Source organism: Methanoregula sp., from assembly GCA_041645435.1.
GTDB lineage: Archaea > Halobacteriota > Methanomicrobia > Methanomicrobiales > Methanospirillaceae > Methanoregula.
The window spans coordinates 707,929-728,661 of sequence record JBAZQB010000001.1; the positions used below are offsets into that span (position 1 = coordinate 707,929).

The 20,733-nt window shown below is 46.9% G+C and carries 22 protein-coding genes and 1 tRNA gene; 12 read left to right on the forward strand and 11 right to left on the reverse strand.

Going from position 1 to position 20,733, the window contains the following annotated elements; genetic code table 11:
* Positions 1 to 260 precede the first annotated feature (260 nt).
* From WC593_03385 to WC593_03400, 4 genes are all read right to left on the reverse strand, one after another.
* Entirely contained in the window at positions 261 to 1,394 is a 1,134-nt protein-coding gene (locus WC593_03385) for a DUF373 family protein (GenBank protein MFA4824180.1), read from the reverse strand.
* A 69-nt stretch (positions 1,395 to 1,463) separates the two neighbouring features.
* Positions 1,464 to 2,324 carry a phosphoserine phosphatase gene (locus WC593_03390; GenBank protein ID MFA4824181.1) on the reverse strand — a complete coding sequence of 287 codons (861 nt, stop codon included), beginning with the start codon at positions 2,322 to 2,324 and terminating at the stop codon, positions 1,464 to 1,466.
* Between the two features lie 512 nt (positions 2,325 to 2,836).
* Complete coding sequence (gene ftsZ, locus WC593_03395; GenBank protein MFA4824182.1) at positions 2,837 to 4,003, reverse strand: cell division protein FtsZ; 1,167 nt, start codon at positions 4,001 to 4,003, stop codon at positions 2,837 to 2,839.
* A gap of 10 nt (positions 4,004 to 4,013) precedes the next feature.
* A complete protein-coding gene (locus WC593_03400) occupies positions 4,014 to 4,193 on the reverse strand; it encodes a type II toxin-antitoxin system ParD family antitoxin (GenBank protein MFA4824183.1) in 180 nt (59 codons plus the stop codon).
* Between the two features lie 195 nt (positions 4,194 to 4,388).
* Here WC593_03400 and WC593_03405 point away from each other — a divergent pair, with 195 nt between their 5' ends.
* The 3 genes from WC593_03405 to WC593_03415 all read left to right on the forward strand — a co-directional run bounded on the left by WC593_03405 (position 4,389) and on the right by WC593_03415 (position 7,344).
* On the forward strand, positions 4,389 to 5,387 hold the full coding sequence (locus tag WC593_03405; GenBank protein ID MFA4824184.1) for a histidinol-phosphate transaminase: 999 nt from the start codon (positions 4,389 to 4,391) through the stop codon (positions 5,385 to 5,387).
* The gene (locus WC593_03410; GenBank protein ID MFA4824185.1) at positions 5,375 to 6,007 is read left to right on the forward strand and encodes an NTP transferase domain-containing protein; all 633 of its coding nucleotides are present in this window, start codon (positions 5,375 to 5,377) and stop codon (positions 6,005 to 6,007) included. The genes WC593_03405 and WC593_03410 overlap by 13 nt, the downstream gene beginning before the upstream one ends.
* A gap of 98 nt (positions 6,008 to 6,105) precedes the next feature.
* A complete protein-coding gene (locus WC593_03415; GenBank protein ID MFA4824186.1) occupies positions 6,106 to 7,344 on the forward strand; it encodes a TIGR00300 family protein in 1,239 nt (412 codons plus the stop codon).
* A gap of 31 nt (positions 7,345 to 7,375) precedes the next feature.
* Here the strand turns inward: WC593_03415 and WC593_03420 are convergent, their stop codons facing one another.
* The gene (locus WC593_03420) at positions 7,376 to 8,362 is read right to left on the reverse strand and encodes an archaeosine biosynthesis radical SAM protein RaSEA (protein MFA4824187.1); all 987 of its coding nucleotides are present in this window, start codon (positions 8,360 to 8,362) and stop codon (positions 7,376 to 7,378) included.
* 28 nt (positions 8,363 to 8,390) lie between these two features.
* On the opposite strand from WC593_03420, the gene WC593_03425 reads away from it, so the two are divergent.
* Both WC593_03425 and WC593_03430 read left to right on the forward strand, forming a co-directional pair.
* On the forward strand, positions 8,391 to 9,473 hold the full coding sequence (locus WC593_03425) for a hypothetical protein (protein ID MFA4824188.1): 1,083 nt from the start codon (positions 8,391 to 8,393) through the stop codon (positions 9,471 to 9,473).
* 108 nt (positions 9,474 to 9,581) lie between these two features.
* Positions 9,582 to 9,666 (forward strand) — tRNA-Ser (locus WC593_03430).
* A gap of 39 nt (positions 9,667 to 9,705) precedes the next feature.
* On the opposite strand, the gene WC593_03435 is transcribed toward WC593_03430, so the two are convergent.
* Positions 9,706 to 10,113: a hypothetical protein gene (locus WC593_03435; protein ID MFA4824189.1), complete on the reverse strand. Its 408-nt coding sequence runs from the start codon at positions 10,111 to 10,113 to the stop codon at positions 9,706 to 9,708.
* 238 nt (positions 10,114 to 10,351) lie between these two features.
* Between WC593_03435 and WC593_03440 the strand changes: the two genes are divergently transcribed.
* The 3 genes from WC593_03440 to hypE are packed head-to-tail and all read left to right on the forward strand — an operon-like array spanning position 10,352 to position 11,910.
* Positions 10,352 to 10,576, forward strand: coding sequence for a HypC/HybG/HupF family hydrogenase formation chaperone (locus WC593_03440; protein ID MFA4824190.1), 225 nt, complete (start codon positions 10,352 to 10,354; stop codon positions 10,574 to 10,576).
* Positions 10,576 to 10,914: a hydrogenase maturation nickel metallochaperone HypA gene (locus tag WC593_03445; protein ID MFA4824191.1), complete on the forward strand. Its 339-nt coding sequence runs from the start codon at positions 10,576 to 10,578 to the stop codon at positions 10,912 to 10,914. The genes WC593_03440 and WC593_03445 overlap by 1 nt, the downstream gene beginning before the upstream one ends.
* Positions 10,915 to 11,910, forward strand: coding sequence for a hydrogenase expression/formation protein HypE (hypE, locus tag WC593_03450; protein MFA4824192.1), 996 nt, complete (start codon positions 10,915 to 10,917; stop codon positions 11,908 to 11,910).
* Positions 11,911 to 11,993: 83 nt separating this feature from the next.
* Here hypE and WC593_03455 read toward each other — a convergent pair whose 3' ends face one another.
* The 5 genes from WC593_03455 to WC593_03475 all read right to left on the reverse strand — a co-directional run bounded on the left by WC593_03455 (position 11,994) and on the right by WC593_03475 (position 16,579).
* Positions 11,994 to 13,346, reverse strand: coding sequence for a PAS domain-containing sensor histidine kinase (locus tag WC593_03455; protein ID MFA4824193.1), 1,353 nt, complete (start codon positions 13,344 to 13,346; stop codon positions 11,994 to 11,996).
* Positions 13,347 to 13,494: 148 nt separating this feature from the next.
* A complete protein-coding gene (locus tag WC593_03460) occupies positions 13,495 to 14,049 on the reverse strand; it encodes a DUF447 domain-containing protein (GenBank protein MFA4824194.1) in 555 nt (184 codons plus the stop codon).
* Positions 14,037 to 14,858 carry a triphosphoribosyl-dephospho-CoA synthase gene (locus WC593_03465; protein MFA4824195.1) on the reverse strand — a complete coding sequence of 274 codons (822 nt, stop codon included), beginning with the start codon at positions 14,856 to 14,858 and terminating at the stop codon, positions 14,037 to 14,039. The genes WC593_03460 and WC593_03465 overlap by 13 nt, the downstream gene beginning before the upstream one ends.
* Positions 14,830 to 15,969, reverse strand: a complete 1,140-nt coding sequence (locus WC593_03470) for a methanogenesis marker 9 domain-containing protein (protein MFA4824196.1) — start codon at positions 15,967 to 15,969, stop codon at positions 14,830 to 14,832. Before WC593_03470 ends, WC593_03465 begins: the two co-directional genes overlap by 29 nt.
* Before the next feature lie 157 nt (positions 15,970 to 16,126).
* A complete protein-coding gene (locus WC593_03475) occupies positions 16,127 to 16,579 on the reverse strand; it encodes a Holliday junction resolvase (protein MFA4824197.1) in 453 nt (150 codons plus the stop codon).
* A 78-nt stretch (positions 16,580 to 16,657) separates the two neighbouring features.
* Between WC593_03475 and cfbA the strand changes: the two genes are divergently transcribed.
* The 4 genes from cfbA to cfbB are packed head-to-tail and all read left to right on the forward strand — an operon-like array spanning position 16,658 to position 20,732.
* The gene (gene cfbA, locus WC593_03480) at positions 16,658 to 17,059 is read left to right on the forward strand and encodes a sirohydrochlorin nickelochelatase (protein MFA4824198.1); all 402 of its coding nucleotides are present in this window, start codon (positions 16,658 to 16,660) and stop codon (positions 17,057 to 17,059) included.
* An 8-nt stretch (positions 17,060 to 17,067) separates the two neighbouring features.
* The gene (gene cfbE, locus WC593_03485) at positions 17,068 to 18,285 is read left to right on the forward strand and encodes a coenzyme F430 synthase (protein ID MFA4824199.1); all 1,218 of its coding nucleotides are present in this window, start codon (positions 17,068 to 17,070) and stop codon (positions 18,283 to 18,285) included.
* Between the two features lie 9 nt (positions 18,286 to 18,294).
* Positions 18,295 to 19,359: a Ni-sirohydrochlorin a,c-diamide reductive cyclase catalytic subunit gene (cfbD, locus tag WC593_03490; GenBank protein ID MFA4824200.1), complete on the forward strand. Its 1,065-nt coding sequence runs from the start codon at positions 18,295 to 18,297 to the stop codon at positions 19,357 to 19,359.
* Positions 19,356 to 20,732: a Ni-sirohydrochlorin a,c-diamide synthase gene (cfbB, locus tag WC593_03495; protein MFA4824201.1), complete on the forward strand. Its 1,377-nt coding sequence runs from the start codon at positions 19,356 to 19,358 to the stop codon at positions 20,730 to 20,732. Before cfbD ends, cfbB begins: the two co-directional genes overlap by 4 nt.
* Position 20,733: the final 1 nt, after the last annotated feature.

Genomic DNA, 20,733 nt, shown 5'->3' on the forward strand with positions numbered 1-20,733 from the left:
TTGTCCGGGAATGCACATCCATCTGAATATTATAGTTAATTTTGAAAAGAAATCGTTAGTAACATTTACAAATATGCACAATACGAGCTTCCTGAATCCATAAAATTCGGGTATGCTATCGAAATACAAATCGTAAGCGCTTTATGGTCATTCATGTTTTTCACAATATTCGATTATCGCTAAGTGAAAGCAATTAACGTCAAATCATAAAAACAATCGACAATGGTAACGACAGCTGAGGTATTTACAAAAAAAGAGTTTTACATGACTTCAATAATTTCCTGCTTGCGGAGTTCTGCCATTTTCTTATTTACAAAATACTGGATTACCACTCCCAGGACCGCAGATATGATGCCAAGTATGGTCGAATACATGATAGCACTTTGCGCCTCTGCTGCATTCAGCGGAAAATCTATAACACTGTTTTGGATGATGATAAACACGCTGGCCCCGTAAAGAATGAGGCCGAGAGCAGTGACAAAGAACGGAAATACTATCACTTTACCGAGTGCCTCGCGCTCATTGACATGCACATCGATAATTATGCCGATGGAGGTTACAAGCCCGGCAACAATCAACCATTCGATAGAACCATAAATGAATGTTGTCAGATAGAGGAGGATGCCAAGACTCGAATCAGATGAATAATACTTCAGGATATTGAGAAAACCGGTAGTAAATCCGATGATAACAAGAAGGATTGTCGTTGAGTAGGTAATAAACGAGAACCTTCCTCGTGAAAGGGATACTCGTAGTGCATCAAGAACGCCGTGAACAATCTCGTCGAATCCGAATCCTTTGTAGAGCAGGTAACAACCAATAACTCCAACGACAATAATCGTGGCTGTGCCGGGATACCCGAGCAGGTACGCTGAGGCATACAACAGCATCGCAAGCCCGAGTGGAATGAAAATCATTCGCGAGATCTTTGGATCCTCAAATAATTTCTTTAAAATATAGTAGGTGCCTTCAAGATTTGGCATCTGGTTTACAATAACCCGTGTTATACTGGTTACGGGAATTTTTGACTGGATGATGGGAACTACATATTCATCTTCAGCGCCATCGGAAACCAGGATGCAGTTTGTTGCCTGCGTTTCCTGTACTACCTGCTCCAGTGACACTGCTATGCGGCGATCTCCTTCGATCATGTGCAGGTGATTTCCCGCGATCACCGCAATGGCAGTGTCCTCTCCTTTGGCGGTGAGTTCATCGTAGATCTTGACCGCCATGAAGATTGCGTTAACATCAGAATCCTCAGGGTCAGCCAAAGCTAATGTGTTAGCTGCTTTTATTGTCGCCGCTCGGCCAATGACCGGGCTGTCTATTTTTGCTTTCCAGCCAATATCATCGTCCCGATCGACACTGAGGACTAATGTCCGCCCCTGCGTCATTACTAGTATAAAATTGCAGTAAATCTATTAAACTATTACTGACGGAGAGAAAAAAGAGATAAAAAAAGATCAGATAAGTTTTGAGCGCTGGAGGAGTAAAATATCGTCGGTAGTAAGTTTTTCTCCGGCCCGGAAATTCTTAAACAGGCTCTCTGCTTCTTTCCTGACCGCTTTCTGCTCTTTTGTAACTTTGACTTTCTTGGTCTTCTTGCGCAGACCTGATATGACCTTATCGTAATCGCGAAGTTCTTTCTGGCAGGCAATAAAGAACTTGTGCTCGGAATCTGCTGACTCCTGCGCCTCGACAAAACTCTTGTGCGCTGCATCGGCTGCTTCGCGCGATTTGTCAGCCTTGCGATAGGACTCGACCATCAGATCATGGTGCTTCTGGGCGAGTTCTGCTACCTCAGTTACCTTTGCATGGAGATCGGACGCCTGCTTTCGAAATTCGCGGGCTTCTGTGATCTTGGTGCGCATCTCCTTGTTCTGCTCGAACTCGGCTTCCTGTTCCCGCACCTGGCTTTTCATCTGCTTTATCTTTTCGATAAGCTCGCGTTCCTTATCGGTAGTGAAGACCTCCGTCTGCTGACGGTACTCCATCAATTCAATCTGCTTCTGGATCTCTTTGGTGCCGCGGCTTTTGGCAGTGCCATGCTCTTTTTTAAATGATTCGATATCTTCGAAAAGTACGTTTGCCTTATCGTTGAAATCGTTGCGCTGTGCCTTGACATCAAGAACGTCCTGGTTATATTTGTCCCGGAGATCCTTGTTCTTCTGGGCTTCTTCTACAAACTCCCGGGTCTGGTTGTTGAGCGTGTTTCTTTCGCGGGCAGACTTGCTTGCAGCTGCATTCAGTTCATTGCGACGGTTTTTGTGTTCTTCAGACTCGGCAAGAGTCTTCTTTCTCTTTTCCATAAGGTCATTCAACATGCGTTACCACTCCTCATCAGATTCTCCTGTCTTTGGAAGTGCATGAAGCGGCGGAAGTATATTGATTAAAGAGCAGAAAATCTGACTCTTTTTTACGTTACTCAAATGCCAACTCTGCATGCAGGATGCAGGGTGAAAAACATCAGAAAATGCAATCAGCGTAGAATTCGTAGAAGACCTCAAAAAGAAGTCTTTGTTCAACACTCGGTTCATGATGTTCAACTCCCGATACCCGGGTTTCACCTTGCTTAAAAGTGCAACCCATATCCTCCCAGTGAAGGACAGATCGAATGTACTATATTTTAAAGGAGAGAGGAATTATTAAGCGTTTCGCCATTTTGGCTGATGGAATAACAACAGGATATGAAGACACACCAATCTTGTTTTTAAAGAGAATCATTACAAAAAGGATGTTGGTAATTGGAATTTGCCAACATTTCCTGAAATTACTGGTGGTTTTTTAGAGATTTTAGGTTTGAACAATTTTTAGTGTGTTAAACATCCCGGTGTGATTAACCGACCCATTCAAGTACGCCGCCGCCACTGGGCTGGTCCCTGCCACTTCTTCGACTCTGGGGCATCTCAACAGCCTTGGGGTTTGAACGCTTGTTTTCAATATCGTTGATCATTGTCTTATATGACTGACGTGTGCCGAGAATCTGTGCGCTCTTGACACCAGTCATGATCGCAAGCACACGAATTTTTCCTTCCATGTCGCTGCGGACGCGGGCCCCCCAGATGACATCTGCATGAGGATCAAGCTCATACGTGAGTGAGGTTGCGACTTCTTCTGCATCCTGTAAGGTAAGGTCTGTGCCTCCAGTGATGTGGATTAAGCTGCCGGTTGCGCCGCGGTAGTCGATATCGAGCATCGGGTTGCTTAAACATTCACGGACAACGCTCTCTGCCTTGTTCTGCTGCTTGCTCTCTCCAACGAGCATAACTGCTACGCCGCCCTTCGACATGATGGCACGGACATCTGCATAGTCAATGTTGATGAGTGAAGGTTCGGTGATAGTTTCAGATATGCCCTTTACGGTTTCACCAATAAGCTGGTCCATAACTGAGAATGCCTGGCCAAGCGGGAGATTCGGAACGAAATTCTTCAACCGGTTGTTGTCGAGAACAATCACTGAATCGGCTGCGGCTGCAAGAGCTTCGAGACCCTCTTCTGCACGGATAAGACGGGCCTTTTCAACCTGGAACGGGTAGCTGACCATTCCGACTACGATTGCGCCCTGCTCTTTTGCGATGGATGCAACAACGGGTGCTGAACCGGTACCTGTACCTCCACCCATACCTGCTGTGATAAAGACAAGATCTGCAGATTCCAGAATTGCCTCAAGTGTGGGTCGGGCCATCTCAGCTGCACGTTTACCGACATCAGGGTATCCACCGGCGCCAAGACCTTTTGTTAAGGATTTCCCAATCAGGATGCGCTTGTCAGCCTGAATCATGTCCAGGTGCTGCTTGTCGGTGTTGATCGCAATCGTTTCTGCACCGGAAACACCCATGTGGTGAATGCGGTTTACCGTGTTGTTGCCAGCACCACCGCATCCGATAATAACGATACGCGGCTGACCGCAAAAGTCATCATCCATTTCGTTAGCTGAGCCGGTCTTCTTCATCTCTTTTTCAAGATCGGCGTTTTTTAAAGCGTCGTTAATAATGCTCTGCATGTTTACCCTCTCAAACCTTGAATGAAACCTGGTCGCTCTCCTTTAAGACACGATTTGCACGTTTTTCAACAAGTTCGCGGACCGCCGCCCGAACAGCTTCAGAGATGTTGGGATATTCTCCCGTATCCACTATCTGCTGGAGCAGATTGATTTGCTGTTCAGGCAACCGGAGCGTGATTCTTTGCATCATTTTACCTCACGTTTCTGACATATGTCTGTCAATTGTCATTCATATGTCAGACAAAGAGTGTCTTAGTGTCTGACTTAACCAGATGATTCTAACTAAAACATCTGTCTATAAATACTTTCTTCTTTGCTTGCGGAACATTCTCAAAACGCATTTAAGACAATCAAACAAAGTATTCTGGGAAAAGAAGGGATTTTTGTGGCTGTTGACTTTCCGAAACGAGTGGTTCATGGGGGAACCGGTAAGCGCCAGCTTGAAAAAACCCAAAAAAAAGTGGTGGATTTCAGCGCGAGTATCAATCCGTATCCTCCTCAGTTTGCATGGCACTGCGATCCGGCACTGCTTGCATCGTATCCTGACGATACCTATCATGAGCTCAAGGAACGGATAGGCGCAATATTTCACCGCAAAACAGACGAAATTTGCGTTGGCAACGGATCAATAGAACTTATCAGGGTTTTTTGTTCAGTCGTTCTTTGCGAAAATAAGCATTTTTTTTGCGAATCGCCAACATTTGGCGAGTATGCATTGTCTGCACAGCTTGCAGGAGCAACACCTGTGGACAATCCCCGGATGGCCGATGTGTCCTTCATCTGTAATCCCAATAATCCCACGGGGATATTACTGAATAAACAGAATCTGATGAAGCGACTCTCTGAAAAAAAAACGCACAACGGCATACTCTTTTGTGATGAAGCGTTTATCGGGCTTTCGGATCCAACCCAAAGTTTAGCTGATATCTCAGATCCAAACCTCTTTGTTTTACACTCGCTCACAAAAAGTTTTTCAGTACCAGGGATCCGGTTTGGATTTGGTTTTGGATCGCCCGATCTAATTGAAAAAATAGAAATTTCCCGTCCTCCCTGGTCTGTAAATGCATTTGCAGAAGCGTTTGCTATGGAAGCGCTTCTTCATATGGACGACCTCGGGGCATCGCGTGCCCGAATCCAACAGGAACGGGACTGGCTCGTCCATGAGATCACAGCGCTGGGATTCCACTGCCACCCGTCAACCGCAAATTTTATTCTCATCGAATGTAATCGGGATGTCACAAAGCTCTGCAAATGCCTCGAAGAGCATTTGATTCTTGTCAGGAACTGTACATCATTCGGCCTTCCCACCTGTATCCGCGTTGCTATCCGGACCCATGAGGAAAATCTACTGCTCATGGAGGCTTTATCGGCATGTATGCCCTGATCATGGCCGGGGGGGCAGGAAGCCGGATTAACCTGGGGGAAAAGCCGCTGATTCTGATCTGTGGACGACCCCTGATTTCCTATGTAATCGATGCTTTCGAAGGTGCCGGGTGTAAACCGGTTGTAGCCACATCTTACCGGACACCCATGACCATGAACTGGTGCCGTGCTCATGGCATTGAATTTTGTAAAACTGACGGTTTGGGGTATATCACTGACATGGTGAATGCCGTAAGGATGCTCGATGAGCAAAAACCACTTTTTGTCAGTGCATCCGATCTACCCTGTATCACCCCGAAGATTATTCAGGACATTAATGAAATTTATCGTGCCAGCAAAAAAGATGCATGCTCTGTCTGGGTACCCGCAACTATCGTAAAATCCTGCCGGGATGGAATGCCATATCGCGAAGAGATCCAGGGGATTACCGCATGCCCGGCAGGTGTAAATATTCTGCGGGGTGATCTCATCGCGCAGCCTCAGAATGAGCTAAGACTACTCCTTGAAGAATTGTCTCTGGCCCTGAACGTCAACACAAAAGCAGATCTTGCTGAAGCAGAGATTTTTATAAATAAAATTCGATCATGCAACACAAAGAAACTCCTTCTTGATGAATCTTAAAATTCATCCTATCCGTGACATTAATTCAAAAACAGGCTTAAATTCGGCCATATTAGTCAGGAATGCATATTAAGGTGCATCACCAAGATCTTGGTATTATGGGAGAGTCGCAGGAGATAGAGCTGCGGGGTCATATTATTGACTCCGGCATTATGACACAGCTCTTCGACCGGGTCATGGATATGGGCGGTAACTTTGAGATTTTGGTCTTTGATATTGGTAAGAAGAAGACCGATCCGAGTTACGCCCGCCTGCGGATCAATGCCTCAAATAATGATAAACTTCGATCTATCCTGTCAGAGGTTCATCGTCTTGGCGCCCGTCCGGTCGAAGTCAAGGATGTCTTTCTTGTTGCAGCTGAAGCGGATCGTGTTGTCCCCAAGGGATTCTATACCACCTCCAATCATCCAACCGAAGTGAAATATCTGGGAGATTGGATTCCGGTCGAATCCATCGAAATGGATTTTCTCATTGTCGTAGATCCAAAAAAGAAACAAGCAACTGCTGTCGCCTTGGGAAAAATACGCAAAGGGGATTTGGTTATTGTCGGAGAACAGGGTGTGAGTGTAAATTATCCCGAACGTCCCCGTGAGGAAAGCACGTTTGAGTTCATGCATGGGACTGTATCATCCGAACGACCCAGTGAGACCCTTATTGCAAGAATTGCCCGGGAAATCCTTGATGTCCGGAATAAGGGAGGAAAAATCGCTGTTGTCGGGGGTCCTGCGATCATCCATACCGGTGCTGACAAAGCCCTTGCAGAACTAATTCAAAAAGGATATATTGATGTCCTCTTTGCCGGAAACGCTCTGCCAACCCACGATATAGAGTACAATCTCTATGGCACCTCCCTTGGAATGGACATCTCAACCGGTAAGCCGGTTATGGGCGGTCATAAGCATCATCTCTATGCGATAAGCGAGATCCTACGAGCCGGATCAATAAAGAATGCAGTGGATACCGGAGTTGTAAAAAGCGGGATAATGTATGAATGCGTAAAGAAGAATGTCCCCTTCGTCCTTGCCGGGTCTATCAGGGATGACGGACCTTTACCCGATGTAATTCAGGATGTCATGGAAGCACAGGACGCGATGCGCAGACATATCGACGGGTGCAGCATGGTGTTAATGATCGCAACTCTCCTTCATTCCATCGCAGTTGGTAATTGCCTGCCTTCAAAGGTCAAGACGGTCTGTGTGGACATCAATCCGGCCCATCTGACCAAGCTGATGGATCGTGGCACAACACAGGCCATCGGTATTGTGTCCGATGCCGGAACATTTCTTCCCCTGCTCGCCCGGCAGCTCGAGATCCAGAGCAGCGCTGCAAAAAAATAATTGATACCTTTTTTAAACAGGATTGATCCGGTCACCGGGTCAGTGGCATACAGAAGGGAGTCTCGTGCGCCAGGACATACTCCCACTCGTTCTTGCATTCACAGGGTGTCTCTAGCAGGGCGTTTATCAACTCCCGGTCTGCGTTTAGGGAATAATCGCGGATGCCTTTGACCAAATCATAATCGCAGTTCCCGCAGTTATGCGGCCCCCGTTTTTGCCCGCCCCCGAGAGGATCACAGGTCATATGAACCGGAGCATCTTTGAGTAGGGAAAGAACACTCCAGAGATAAGGAGGGCGGTATGCACCCCGTTTCCAGTAAAATTCAAGCTCTGTCCTTCGCTGCACGGTACAGGGATTCATCGAGATCATATCAGCATGCAAAGCCGCATCGCAAATTGATTGTTTCATATCGTCAACAGCTTCTTTTTCAGTTAAGAAGAGCGGCTTGAACAGGAGGTATGCCTTGATACCCGCCCCTGCTGCTTTTGCTCGTGATGAAGCCGCTGTAAAATCGATGTAGGAAAAACCCTTATTGATGCATTTTTCCCGTATGGGATCGTTGCTTGTTTCTAACCCGACAGCACAATAGAGTGGTTTTTTCCATGTACCGTCATCTAATTTTTCGATAAACGTACGTATTACTTCGGAATCGATAAATTCAGGGCGGGTTTCAGCGATAACCAGTTTGCCGCGGAAATAGGTTGCTACCACTCCAAGAAATGCTACCGGTACTTCAGCAGGATCAAAAAAACTTCCCGATGTGAAGATCTTAACCATACGGTAGTCATCGGGTTTGTATTCGGTTTTTATCCAGGCAAGCTGGGCAACCAGATGATCAGTGAGTTTTTCGCACGATTGTTTTTCATACCTTTCGTGACGGTAACTGCACATCCGGCATTTTGACCAGGTACACCCGGCACTTTTAAAGATCACGGTAAGACAGTCCAGCAGTTCGTTACCATACCGCTCTTTTCCCCGCCAGCTGGCGAGTGGTTTTTCGATCCGTTCAGAAATCATTAACATCCTATTAGTTGATCCTATATAGATGAAAAAGATCGTCCTTTTTGTTATAGGACTTGTCTTTTTATCGGGATACGTCTCCGCATATCAGGTTAATATCGACGCCCCGAAATCACTGTCCATAGGAAAACCACTCATTGTAACCGGGACAACCACACTGGGTATTGGTACTCCTATTGACGTGGTGCTCTATTATCAGCTGACAACTACGACAGAAATTGAACGAAAGATCGTATATGTCCAATCTGATTATACCTTTAAAACTTTTTTTGATACAACAGATCTGAGGAAAGGGACCTATAAGGTTGAGGTGCCGGCCGTTGGGTTAGGCAGTTCATCAGAAAATATGCGCCTAATCCAACTAATCGATCGTTCTGATGAAATTTCCATGTCATCTCTCTCACGCCAGACGTTCAATGGAAAGATCTATATCGCGGGAACAATCAAAGGCGGAGAAAATTCAGGTGTCCAGATAGAAATAATAGGTCCTGATGACACGGTAGTGTTCGGACCCAGCTATGTGAATACCAACAACGCAGGTGCTTTTTCTGCAGATGTTTCTATAATAAAACCCGGGGATTATGAGGTGAGTTTTACGGATGCGAAAGGATTCATCGGAACACGCACGATCACCATTACAGGAGAATCCTCGATAGAAACAACTCCCGTTGCAACAGCGACAACATATCCCGTCTTCTCCGCACATGCAAAAGCATCACGGGATTCACCGGCATATTTTATTGTCAGGACTACGTCCGGGCCGATTGTATTGCATACCTCATCATCCATCGATTGGGTGATTGAATATGTAGATGGCAAGGGGATTCTCCATATGGAAAATAATCAGGGCGCACAAAATCCTGAGAGAACTGAGTTTATTGGCACGGGAAAGATCGTCTATGTTAAAGTATACCCCTATAAGTATGCGGATAACAGCGAAGTATTCCTTTATGCAGAAAATGTTAACTCGGTTATCGTAAGTCAGACGGTCCCGGCACAGTTTGCAGCAACTGTACCTCAGACCCCGACCGAAACCCCACAGTCCCCGGTTTTTCCTTTGGCGGGAATAGGGGCAATTGTCATCACCGCTTTACTCTTAAGAAAATAAACGATACCCACGGGGAATTTCTATTGATACAGGTTCCTTGTCAGATTGGTACCTGACAACAGGATTAAGAAGGGTTTTTTACATACTACGCCCAACATATGGAGCACTGCCGGGGTAGTCTAGTCCGGGAAGGCGGTAGCCTTGAAAGCTACTGGTGCCCTGCACCTCAAGAGTTCAAATCTCTTCCCCGGCGTACAGTTTTTTTCAATTCAGGATTCAGTCTTTTCTCATCTCACAATTTCCATATTCTGGCAAAGATAAGGCCGGCAACAGGAAAAGAAACAATTTCCCAGATCCCGGTGCTGATATAGAAGGCCACCGGCCAGGTCATTGACGTATACATGACATATAAACTGGGAATTGTCATGATTATGATAAGCAGGAGTCCAAATATAAGCCCTTTTTCCACAGGTGTTCCTTTAAGGGAATCTTTTACCCTATCAAAGACAAATGCCGCTGCGATTGCCACTACAAACGGGTAGAAAAAGAACAGCAGCATGATCGGATCGTTCATTGCCCTCATTCCTCCGTATGAACTGATATCAACCGGAATTATGATATTCATTATCAGGTTGACAGCAACCATCAGCACAAGGAGAATGGTACCGACAATAATTCCTGCCAGGGCAATATTTTTCACATTCATAAAAAACAATAGTCTAGGACATATTTAATCCCGATACCAGGAAGGGAGAAAGTAAAAATCCCTTGAAACAAACCCAGCACGTGTTGAGAGAGCTGCATGCATTTTCAGAAACAAATTCCTGAATCCTGCCATTTCCCTCAGTTTCCAATAAAAAAGCAATTATGTTCAATATCACTGTTTTTATGTGGTTGAACCACCCACAGTACAAGTTAGATAACTCAGAGGATCATTGATGTGCGTTGCAGTTCCCGCAGAAGTGCTTGAAATAAAAGAGGGAAATATTGGTCTGGTTGATTATGGCGATCTCAAACAAGAGATCCGACTCGATCTAGTGGATGTGAAAATTGGCGAGTTCGTTCTTGTCCATGTTGGTTTTGCCATCCAGCGACTTTCACGCGAAGAAGGTCTGGAAACCCGGGAAATTTTTAAACAAGTATACGCTGCCCTGGAGGATTGATGCACGAGTTTTCCATTGCCTATGACCTGTACGCTACCGCACGCAAGGCGGCACTCGAGAATAACGCCAGCAAGGTAAAAAAAATCAGCGTTGAAGTTGGTAAGATGGCAATGGTAAATCCTGAGCAGGTCACTTTTTTGTTTGGAACGATTAAGGAAGAAGATCCCCTTTTTGAAAAAGCCGAGCTTGTCTGCACTGAAATGCCCCCACAAACAAACTGCACCTGCGGATATTCCGGTGATGAAATATATATCTGCCCCGGATGTGGGGCCCTGCCCAGGATGGTAAAGGGCAGGGAAATTGTTGTCACAAATATTGAAATCGAGGTTGAGGACTGAATGAAAGTCAACATGATGCACGGCGCCGGCGGAGAAGTAATGGGCGAACTTTTACAGACGCTCACAAAGTTCAAGCATAACAATGCCGGGGGTATAGGTCTTGAGGCTATGGATGATGGGGCCGTTATTCCGTTTAATGGTGAAAATCTTGTATTCACCACCGATTCCCATGTTGTCCGCCCGATTTTTTTCCCGGGCGGGGATATCGGCAGAATTTCTGTCTGCGGGACCGTTAATGATCTTGCCATGATGGGGGGCCGGCCGATCGCTCTCTCCTGTGGCATGATTCTCGAAGAGGGATTCGAAATCGATGATCTCGCGAGGATTGTTGCATCGATGGATGAAGCACTGGGCGAATGCGGGGCAAACCTTGTTACCGGGGATACAAAAGTGATGGAAAGGGGTGCGCTTGACGGTATCGCGATCAATACTGCCGGAATCGGCATTGCAAAAACAGTTGTCCGGGACAATGGATTAGTTCCCGGGGACGTGATTATTGTTTCAGGTACTCTGGGGGATCATGGCCTTGCCATTATGGCACACCGGGAAGGTTTTGATCTTGGCGAGCAGATAAAATCGGATGTAGCCCCGCTGTGGAAAATGGTGGAAAAAGCGCTCGATGCAGGCACTATTCATGCAATGAAGGATCCGACACGAGGCGGGTTTGCGAGTGCCATCAATGAGATGGCAAGAAAAAGCGGGGTGTGCATCCGTATTCAGGAGGAGAAAATTCCTATACGTAAGAACGTGAAGAGTGCAGCTGGCATGCTGGGTATCGATCCGCTCGAAGTGGCTAATGAAGGAAAAGTGGTAATGGGAGTCCCGGCGTCCTGCGCTGATGCGGTTCTGTCTGCGCTGCGCTCGCATACCTATGGAAGAGATGCCGTAGTCATTGGCACGGTCACAAACGGTGCCCATGTCATCATGGAAACAACCATTGGTGGTGAACGATTCATTGAACCCCCCATGGGAGATCCCGTACCTCGTGTGTGCTGAGTTTCTCTTTGATTTTTAATAATAAACCAATGATACCGTCAAATTCTCTTACATCTTTTTAGCCATTATCTGGCTGCATTTTTTTAGATTTTTACTTTGGAGCCATTTCCCAAAATCGAACGATAGGTGCCCGGAGGGGCATGGATCACAAACCGGGCTCCTTTTCCAAACGTTCCGTTTTCTGTTATAGTGAGATTGGTGATTGCGAGGATTTCACGGGTTAAAAAAAGGCCAAAACCTGTATGTTTGAAATATTCTCTCCGGAAGATCCGCTCTTTGGCATCATCCGGAATTCCTGTTCCGTTATCTTTAATGATTATGTCGATGCCGTCACGGACAGACTCTGAAAAGATCTCTATTTCAGTTACCCGTTCCCCATGACGAAGGGAGTTCTCAATCAGGTTGTAAAATACCTTCTCCAGTAAGGGATCTGCATATATTTCAAACGAAGCGAGATTCATCGTAACCCGGATATGATGAATATCAAGAGTTGCCATCACGAGTGAGACAGTCTCAGCGATATTATGCCATTGGGGGGAATGAATTCCAATATTCTGGTAATCACGGGTGAACAGGATCTGGTTGCGAATGGCATTCGCTGCCTGTTCTTCCTTGGTTACGTAGGAGAGTAACCGGGAATCCTTAATATCTTCACGTGAGAGATCAAGGTATCCGATAAGCGCTGTGAGCTGGTTGAGAATATCATGGCGGGTTACATTGTTGAGCAGGTTGAGCTTGCGGTTGGCAAGACTGAGTGCATTTTGCGCCTGTTTTTGTTCAGTAATATCAACAACCGTACAGAGAATTGCTGGTTCAGCGCAGTCCGTTGCAGACACCAGTGCCCATCGTATACCCCCGTCGGCGCAGGTGAATTTTACCTCAATATCCCCTACCCTTTGCTTATCTTTTATTTTAGACAGAAATGACTCCCGCTCGGTACTATCGGTAATGATTTCGGGAAGTGTCTTTGATAACAGCACTTCACAGTCAAAACCTATGAACTGTGAAAATTTCCGGTTAGGATCGAGAATCAGGAATTTTTCCCGATCGTAACTGAATGCTCCTGCCTGCGAGTTAAAAAATGATCCGCAACTCCTTTCACCCTCTTTGCGGTATTCCCGCGAATAGGTTGATATGAGCACTCCGATGGAGACAAAAATAAAAAACCACACGGTTGCCTTGGCAAATATACCCGTATCCGGAAGTCCGAGGGAATACACAAGACCGATATAGAGCCACCCGACAAAAACGGTAACAAATATGCTGATCTTTGGCCGGGTATAAGCAATAAGCACTACCGGAATTAGGTAGAAGTAAGGAAAAACGTCATAGATTCCACGGGAGATAGAGATGTATGTTATGCCAATTGAGGCAAGGACACTCAGAAAAATAAAAATATCAAAGATTACTTTTTTTTCCTTGCTTATTGGGTGCATTGTCTTTTTGCCTCGTAAACCCTTTTTGATATATCCGAAGTAATGTGATTCCCCTGGTGGATGTAGTGAGTTGCAGCTGTTTAATATAAAATCATAGTGGTCATAAAAAAGCCTGATTGGTTATTGCGGGTGTATTTGGATTTGAAAATTACGAGATATAATGCATTAACAGGTCCAGTGCCTCAAGTTCTTGTTTTCCACCGCATTTTCTGATAATTCCCGCATGATAATCGATTTGCTTGAGAAGTTCCGGATCCCGGTTCACCTTATACCTCGTTGCGTGCACGGTTGTATCAATAATGCTGTTAAAACCGCGGTTTACCGGGTGCAAAGACACTGCTTCGATAATCTCTTTCTGGAGCGTTAAGGTGACCATCAGTGCTTCAGAGGTTTTTTTATCAACCGTTGCGGTGAACGCAGCCCATGCATCCGCATCCTTAAGCCGGTGAATTTTTCTGCCATTGACGGTTTCTTCTATAAACGAGTCATGGGAGATATCCTCAAAGGCCGTTGTTACGTATAGGATCGGATTATATACGAAATTTGCCACCAGCCAACCGTTTTTCTCAATATTATTCGCGGTGTGGCTGCCGGTAAACAGCACCATTCTTGCCACACCTTGACGATAAATGATACCCATAGGTGCCGCATTGAACTCAGTTGTTGCAATAACTTCGTTAATACCCGGTTTTAAGAGTCCCATTCCCAACCCTCACCCAGTGCTACAAAGATTGCTGCTATGGTAATATCGGCAATCGAACCAGGGTTGATGTTCCGGTCAATGCAGTCCTGGTCAAAATTTGCCAGGGTTTCATTTCCATCAAGCACTTCCCGGGCTTTGCGCATGGTTTCCTGTGCAACAACAGTCCCGTGCTTTTTTATAATGAATGTATCCGGTTCCTGTGCAAGAAGTGTAATGAACATCTGAACAATGGATTGTCTTCCCGGGCCAAATTGTTTGAGCAGATCTGCACCCCGCCGGGTCAGCGGAAATCCGGTTATCCACTCACGAGCCACCATGTCCTGTGCAGCGGAATGCTGCATGACATCCAGAAGGGTCATCTCGCGATCCCGTAATTCCGCAAGCGATTTAGGATCATTCACATCCAGTTCATCATTGGAATAGGTATGGACTTTGGTCAGGCCGAATGCCCGGTAAAAAGCGACAGCATCGGATGTATCTGTTTTTTCAATTGCTTTCATTGCACCATCGATTGAACGACCGTATATAAGGGGAATAAGGAGGATGAATGCACCAAAATGGGTATTTCCACCCTCGTGACAATTAGTCTGCTGGACCGCATGTCGTATAATCTCGCCGATCCTCCCCTCGCTCTTCTCTGCTTCTTCAAGTGCCGGGCGTGCAAAGAGGGTAGAAGCAAGAAAATGTTCAAGACGTGTTTCAGGATAATCATGACAGCGATCGACATTACCGGGTTTGGGAAATGCGCACACTTCCAGCATCATCGCAAGCTGGGCCCGTTCAGCTGCTCTCATCGGAAGGCAAGTCATGAAAAACACCGCTCATTAACGTATCAGAGAGATCCCGCTTGAGACACATATATTCTTTCTTTGAAAGGCCAACCTGCTTGATGGTCATATCCCGGAACATGCAGGGGGATGAGGTTTTACAACACCAGCAAAGGCTGCCAAAACACGTCTGTTGCCCGGGTTCAAGCGGTGTGCCTGTTACGGCTTCCTGTTTCATGCGTATGTATTTTTCTTTTTTAATCCCCATTCGTGCCAGTGTCGGGATGAGGGGGCACTCTTTTACCGGCATACAGCAGAATGCCAGTGCGCGGATGTCCCCGCCACGACAGAGCTGCTTGGGTGCATTATACCACCCCTCTTCATCAGTGAATCGTGTTATAGCGGCATCCAGACCGGATAATGTCCGTATGTCTGATTGCCGTGCGAGTGACACAAGATCCGCGCCATGGGAGAGCATATCCTTCATCTTATCAAAACTGGTGATGGAATTATTGGCAATCAGCATCAGGGGACAACTGTTTCGTATCTGCCGGAGTTTTGCCGGGCCGCAATCCATGAGATCAATATGGAGGATATCAGCTCCGGCTTTCCAGAGAATCCGGGCAAGATCCCGGTCATCTGCTGACACACCAGCCCGGATCTTTACCGAGACAGTTACCCCATGGCTCTTTAGTGCCGAGATAATTGCTACAAGTTTATCCGGATTTTTTAAGTAATATTCTCCACAACCGGCTGCTATCATTTCTGGCTGGCGACAATGAGCATCGATTTCATAGACCACCCTGTCACCAATTGCAGCAGCTACAGAACTGAAAGCATCCGGTGTACTCCCACGAAGATTGATTCCCAGGATCACATCATTTTTTTCCATTTTGGCGATCTGCCGGGTCAATTCTTCGACAGGATTGTCGCATAAAAATTCCTTGCGATCTCCATGCGAGGCGATGACATTTGCTGCATCCATAGTCCGCTGATCGATGGAATATCCACCAATGAATGCAAAGCCGATATGTCCGGTTCGTTCGATAACATATGCTGCATCAACAATGCCCGCCATCGACGCGATTCCGACGGGGGTCCTGACCACACGGTCATTAATGAGCAGTCCGAATCGCTCAAATGCATCCATCATGAGTTCATATCCGTTGAGGCTGATCAACCAAATTACTTTGCATAGTATTTCGATAAAACGCAGATATATCTCATGCTTCCTTTGGATAACGCATTCTTTTTAAAAACATACACACTCTTACGTTTTGAACGGTCTCTTGTGCAAATATAAGTTTTTTTTAAAGATGATCGAGAACATAACCATCCCTGGACTGTCCAAATGCAATATAGTGTCTTGCATCTTTAAGGGTGATTCCCCGCTTATTCCTGAAATGTTCAATCACCGTTACCCAGGGAATGAGGAATGCCTCGCCTGTTTTTCCGGGACCCTGACGAAACTCAAGTGCCAGAAAACCGATCCGATTGGTTTTTACCAGAAAATCAGAAATTGCTTCAACCGGGTGCACATGTTGTTTATCGGAATGAAAGTGCTGGGAAAAGTAGAGTTTTTTATCAATAATTGATTTGCATTCAATCAAAAGATTATATGCGGGATTGGGAGAATCAACAATCACACCAGCAACCGGAGATCCCGTTTTTTGCAGTTTACATCGAAACGCAAAACCCTGTATCTGCTTTGTTTTGAAAAAACGGTTCAGGCTATTGACAATTGCCCGCTCGAAATCACTCATTGGTTATTGGTGTGATGCAATCTTAAAAAAAACCATTTGGTAAGAATTTTTAATCATAGCAGTAATACTATTTGTTATATGGGTAAGAAAGGAATGTTACTCGTAGGGCATGGAAGTACGATGCCCTACAATCAGGATCTTGTAGAGAAAACCGCTGCTATGATCAAGGCAGGGAACACGGATTTTATCGTTAAGTGTGGTTTTATGAATATGAACAAACCCACGATCAAGGAATCACTCAATGAGTTTCGCAATGAACCTATTGACGTACTCGTCGTTGTTCCCCTGTTCCTTGCAAAGGGTGTCCATATTGAAAAAGATATTCCCGGCGAGATCGGACTGCCTGAAGGCATCAAGAAAGGGAGTTTTACCTTGAATGGGAAATCGATCCCGCTCGTATATGCAGATCCGATCGGAAGTGATCCCCTGCTTGCTGATCTGATGGTAAAGAATGCAACAAAAGCACTTTCCATACTCTAATTTTTTTTATGCACATCCTGGTACTGGATACTATCCATGGCGGCAGGGAAATCAGCGGCATGTATGCCGATCAGGGACATGTCGTTGAGGTTGTGGATGTCTATACCGGTACTACTCCGGAAACTGCGGAGAATGCAAGAACCCGGACGTACAATCTTATCATAGCTCCGGTACACCTTGACCCGGCACACCCGCTTCTTCAAAACCGTAATACCCCAATAATTACCCACCACAATGCAGTATGCCAGTTGCTGGGTGAAAAACTTCCCCGACCTATGATCGAGGTAACCGGGGCACGGGGAAAGACTACAACTGCCCATGCTCTTGCCTGCCTGTTACCAGGAAAGGGTATACTGCATACTTCAACAGGAACCTATGCATATCCGACAAAGAAACTTCTCGGGAAATGCAGTATCACACCTGCATCGGTTCTTGCGGCAGTACAATCCGCCAACCAGATGCAGGGCTGGCTGGTAGCGGAGATATCCCTCGGGGTTACCGGGGCCGGGGATCTCGCGATCATCACTTCACCAGAAGATTATACCTTTGCTGCCGGCAGGAAGTCTGCGGTAAAAGAAAAGATTGCTTCTGCAAAACACGCAAAACGCATCCTTGTAGCGGAAGGGGTTGTATGTGACTATGAAAATGTCATACATATTGAGGATGTTGCCCGGTGCGAAGGGATATCCTGCACTGTGGAGTTGGACGGAAAGCGTTTTACCCTGACAAATCCTTTGTTCAGCCTGCCCCCTTACCGCCTTCCCCTCATGCTCGCGGCGGCAGCAGCAGTGATACTTCAAGTAGATCCAACACCCCTCAACCATTTTGTTGCACTTCCAGGAAGGATGTCGATCAGTCATGAAAAGGATATCATCATTGTTGATAATGCAAATACCGGAACGAATGTCACAACAACGATCTGTGCCGCCCGGTATGCACGGCATTGCGCCGGAACCAGCGAGCTGACCCTCGTTATCGGGCAGGTGGAAGGAGATGGCGCAGTCTGCGAAGGCTTCTCCCCTGACCAGATCACCGGTGCAATTGAGAGGGTATGTCCTACTAAACTTATCTGGGTGGGACGGAACCCGGAACCGGGTTCTGATGCCTCAAAATTAATCCAGAATCGGATTGATGCTCACTGTACAACACTTGATGAAGGCCGGAAGGCTGCTATTGAAAAAACCGGCAAAGGATCCATTGTTCTTGCTGTTAAAACCTGGAGATAAATGATTCCCATGAAATACATGCACCCACGCCCCAGCTCGATCGTTGCCGCACTCTACACCGCCCGCGATCTTGAAGTCGATGTCGCAATCCTTCACGGCCCGTCAGGTTGTTCATTCAAGCATGCACGCCTTCTTGAAGAAGATGGTATGCGGGTGCTCACCACGTCCCTTGCGGACAACGAGTTTATTTTCGGGGGCCAGGCATCACTGGAGAATGTGCTGCGGTATGCTGAAGATCATTTCCAGCCAAAACGGATGGTTGTTGTTGGTACCTGCGTTTCCATGATCATTGGCGAAGATCTCCAGTCTGCTATTGACGGGGCGGGGATAACAACACCTACCATCGCTGTCGACATCCATGCGGGTTTTTTAGAAAATATTGCCGGGGTGCTTGCAACACTTGAAGCCGCCCAACTGGCAGGCTGGATCAGTGAAGAGGAACTGACCCGCCAGCAATTCCTGATGCAGAAAGCTAACGAGGTTGAACGGGTCCGGGGTGCTGCGTGCAAGGCATATATTGAACCTTCCCGTGGCGATCTGAAACATGTAGCTGCACAGAAACTGAAACAATGCGCACAGAGCGGGGTAAAGGGGATCGCGATCTTAAATGCAAAGAAAGAGACCGCCTACATGTTCGCCGACGAATTAATCGGTTTACATGATGCATGTCCTCATGCTGATATCTCCTATATTGCCAACCTTGATCAGCGGGGCCTTCCAAAAGTGCGGGCGGATGCTGCCAGAATACTTGATACGATGAAGAAACGGGGCATGAATGTTGAATTACTCGGCGCACTGGATGAGTACGGCGCGAATGGCGATGCTCTTGGTAAACGTATTCGCGAGATCGCCCCTTCATTTGCATTGATTGCCGGTGTACCTCATGCAATTCCCGGCGAATATACAACGGGAATTGAATGCTTCTCGATAACAAACGGCCCCCGCCAGGTAGAACCGCTCCGTGACCTCGGGCACCAGCATGTGATGGTTGAGATAGATCTCCACCCCAAGACCCTTGGCGTCCGTGATATTGTTGAGAGTGAATTCGGGGCGGTTCTCCGGAGCCTTAAATGAAACAGATTCTCATAACAGGAGACCGATCCGGGAGCGGCAAGACCAGTATCACGCTTGCCCTGACCGCCCTGCTTGCAAAAAAGTACCGGGTTCAGACATTCAAGGTAGGGATGGATTATATCGACCCTTCCTATCTCGCGGCAGTATCCGGCCGGCCGTGCCGGAACCTAGACAGTTTTACCCTCTCAACCGGCCAGATTCATGAAATTTTTTCTTACGGTTGCCGTGACGCTGATATCGCACTTGTTGAGGGGGTTCGCGGACTCTACGAAGGGGCAGAAGCACTGGACGATACCGGCAGCACTGCGGCAATTGCAAAAGAACTTGATTTGCCGGTAATTCTGGTAGTATCTGCGCAGAGCATTACCCGTAGTGCGGCAGCACTTGTGAAAGGTTTTCAGGCATTTGACCCGAAGATCCGGATTGTTGGGGTTATCCTCAATAATGTGAAAGGCGGTTCCCACAAAGCAAAAGCGGTGACTGCCATTGAGCACTACTGTGGTGTACCGGTCATTGGTGCAATCCCCCGTATGGATGAGATGCAGCTGACCATGCGCCACCTGGGACTGGTGCCCTATCGTGAAGGCGCCGGGAAAGGGGATTTCGATACACGGATACAAACGATCACCGAGATGATCGGGCAGTACGTGGACCTTGACCGGTTGCTCTCTTTGATGAAGGACAGCACTGTTTCTTTACAACTTTCACCATCTTTTGAAAGAAAGATGGAACCGGATGTGAAGATTGGCGTGGCGTTTGACGAGGCATTCAACTTTTACTATGCGGATCTCTTTGATGTTCTTCGCTCGTTGGGCGCGGAGCCGGTCATGTTTAGTCCGATTCATGACCGCCTTCCGAAAGCCGATGGTTACATTATTGGCGGCGGGTACCCGGAACTCTATGCCCGTGAACTGGAATCCAACCAGGATATGAGGGATGCGATCCGTGCGGTATCAAAGAATGGGACGCCAATCTATGCAGAATGCGGTGGCCTCATGTACCTCACTGATCGCATTGTCCTGCATGCCGGCTGGCAGGGTGCAAGTGAAGAGCATCACTATTCGATGTGCGGAGTTTTTTCCGGAGAGACCCGGATGCCAGCCCGAAGGATTGTCAGTTATGTAACCGGAACGAGCGATGCGAACTCTCCTGTTGGGGCCGCACAATTCCAGGGACATGAGTTTCACCACTCCGATGTTGTGCTGGCACCGGATACCCGATACGCTTACCGGCTTAGCCGGGGTATCGGAATCCGTGACAATCTCGATGGTGCCGTAACGGGCAACACGCTGGGCAGTTATACCCACCTGCACCCGGTTGCAAGTAAGGGCATGTTCAAACACTTTGTCCGTACCTGCCGGAAAAAAACCTGAT

Excerpts from the sequence above, each read along its gene's own strand:
- WC593_03390 (MFA4824181.1), bottom strand. The coding sequence starts at position 2,324 with ATGTTGAATGACCTTATGGAAAAGAGAAAGAAGACTCTTGCCGAGTCT.
- cfbB (MFA4824201.1), top strand. The coding sequence starts at position 19,356 with ATGAAACAGATTCTCATAACAGGAGACCGATCCGGGAGCGGCAAGACC.
- WC593_03415 (MFA4824186.1), top strand. The coding sequence starts at position 6,106 with ATGGGAGAGTCGCAGGAGATAGAGCTGCGGGGTCATATTATTGACTCC.
- hypE (MFA4824192.1), top strand. The coding sequence starts at position 10,915 with ATGAAAGTCAACATGATGCACGGCGCCGGCGGAGAAGTAATGGGCGAA.
- WC593_03410 (MFA4824185.1), top strand. The coding sequence starts at position 5,375 with ATGTATGCCCTGATCATGGCCGGGGGGGCAGGAAGCCGGATTAACCTG.
- WC593_03465 (MFA4824195.1), bottom strand. The coding sequence starts at position 14,858 with ATGACTTGCCTTCCGATGAGAGCAGCTGAACGGGCCCAGCTTGCGATG.
- WC593_03470 (MFA4824196.1), bottom strand. The coding sequence starts at position 15,969 with ATGATGGATGCATTTGAGCGATTCGGACTGCTCATTAATGACCGTGTG.
- WC593_03455 (MFA4824193.1), bottom strand. The coding sequence starts at position 13,346 with ATGCACCCAATAAGCAAGGAAAAAAAAGTAATCTTTGATATTTTTATT.
- ftsZ (MFA4824182.1), bottom strand. The coding sequence starts at position 4,003 with ATGCAGAGCATTATTAACGACGCTTTAAAAAACGCCGATCTTGAAAAA.
- WC593_03475 (MFA4824197.1), bottom strand. The coding sequence starts at position 16,579 with ATGAGTGATTTCGAGCGGGCAATTGTCAATAGCCTGAACCGTTTTTTC.
- WC593_03440 (MFA4824190.1), top strand. The coding sequence starts at position 10,352 with ATGTGCGTTGCAGTTCCCGCAGAAGTGCTTGAAATAAAAGAGGGAAAT.
- WC593_03400 (MFA4824183.1), bottom strand. The coding sequence starts at position 4,193 with ATGATGCAAAGAATCACGCTCCGGTTGCCTGAACAGCAAATCAATCTG.
- WC593_03425 (MFA4824188.1), top strand. The coding sequence starts at position 8,391 with ATGAAAAAGATCGTCCTTTTTGTTATAGGACTTGTCTTTTTATCGGGA.
- WC593_03385 (MFA4824180.1), bottom strand. The coding sequence starts at position 1,394 with ATGACGCAGGGGCGGACATTAGTCCTCAGTGTCGATCGGGACGATGAT.
- cfbE (MFA4824199.1), top strand. The coding sequence starts at position 17,068 with ATGCACATCCTGGTACTGGATACTATCCATGGCGGCAGGGAAATCAGC.
- cfbA (MFA4824198.1), top strand. The coding sequence starts at position 16,658 with ATGGGTAAGAAAGGAATGTTACTCGTAGGGCATGGAAGTACGATGCCC.
- WC593_03445 (MFA4824191.1), top strand. The coding sequence starts at position 10,576 with ATGCACGAGTTTTCCATTGCCTATGACCTGTACGCTACCGCACGCAAG.
- WC593_03420 (MFA4824187.1), bottom strand. The coding sequence starts at position 8,362 with ATGATTTCTGAACGGATCGAAAAACCACTCGCCAGCTGGCGGGGAAAA.
- WC593_03460 (MFA4824194.1), bottom strand. The coding sequence starts at position 14,049 with ATGGGACTCTTAAAACCGGGTATTAACGAAGTTATTGCAACAACTGAG.
- cfbD (MFA4824200.1), top strand. The coding sequence starts at position 18,295 with ATGAAATACATGCACCCACGCCCCAGCTCGATCGTTGCCGCACTCTAC.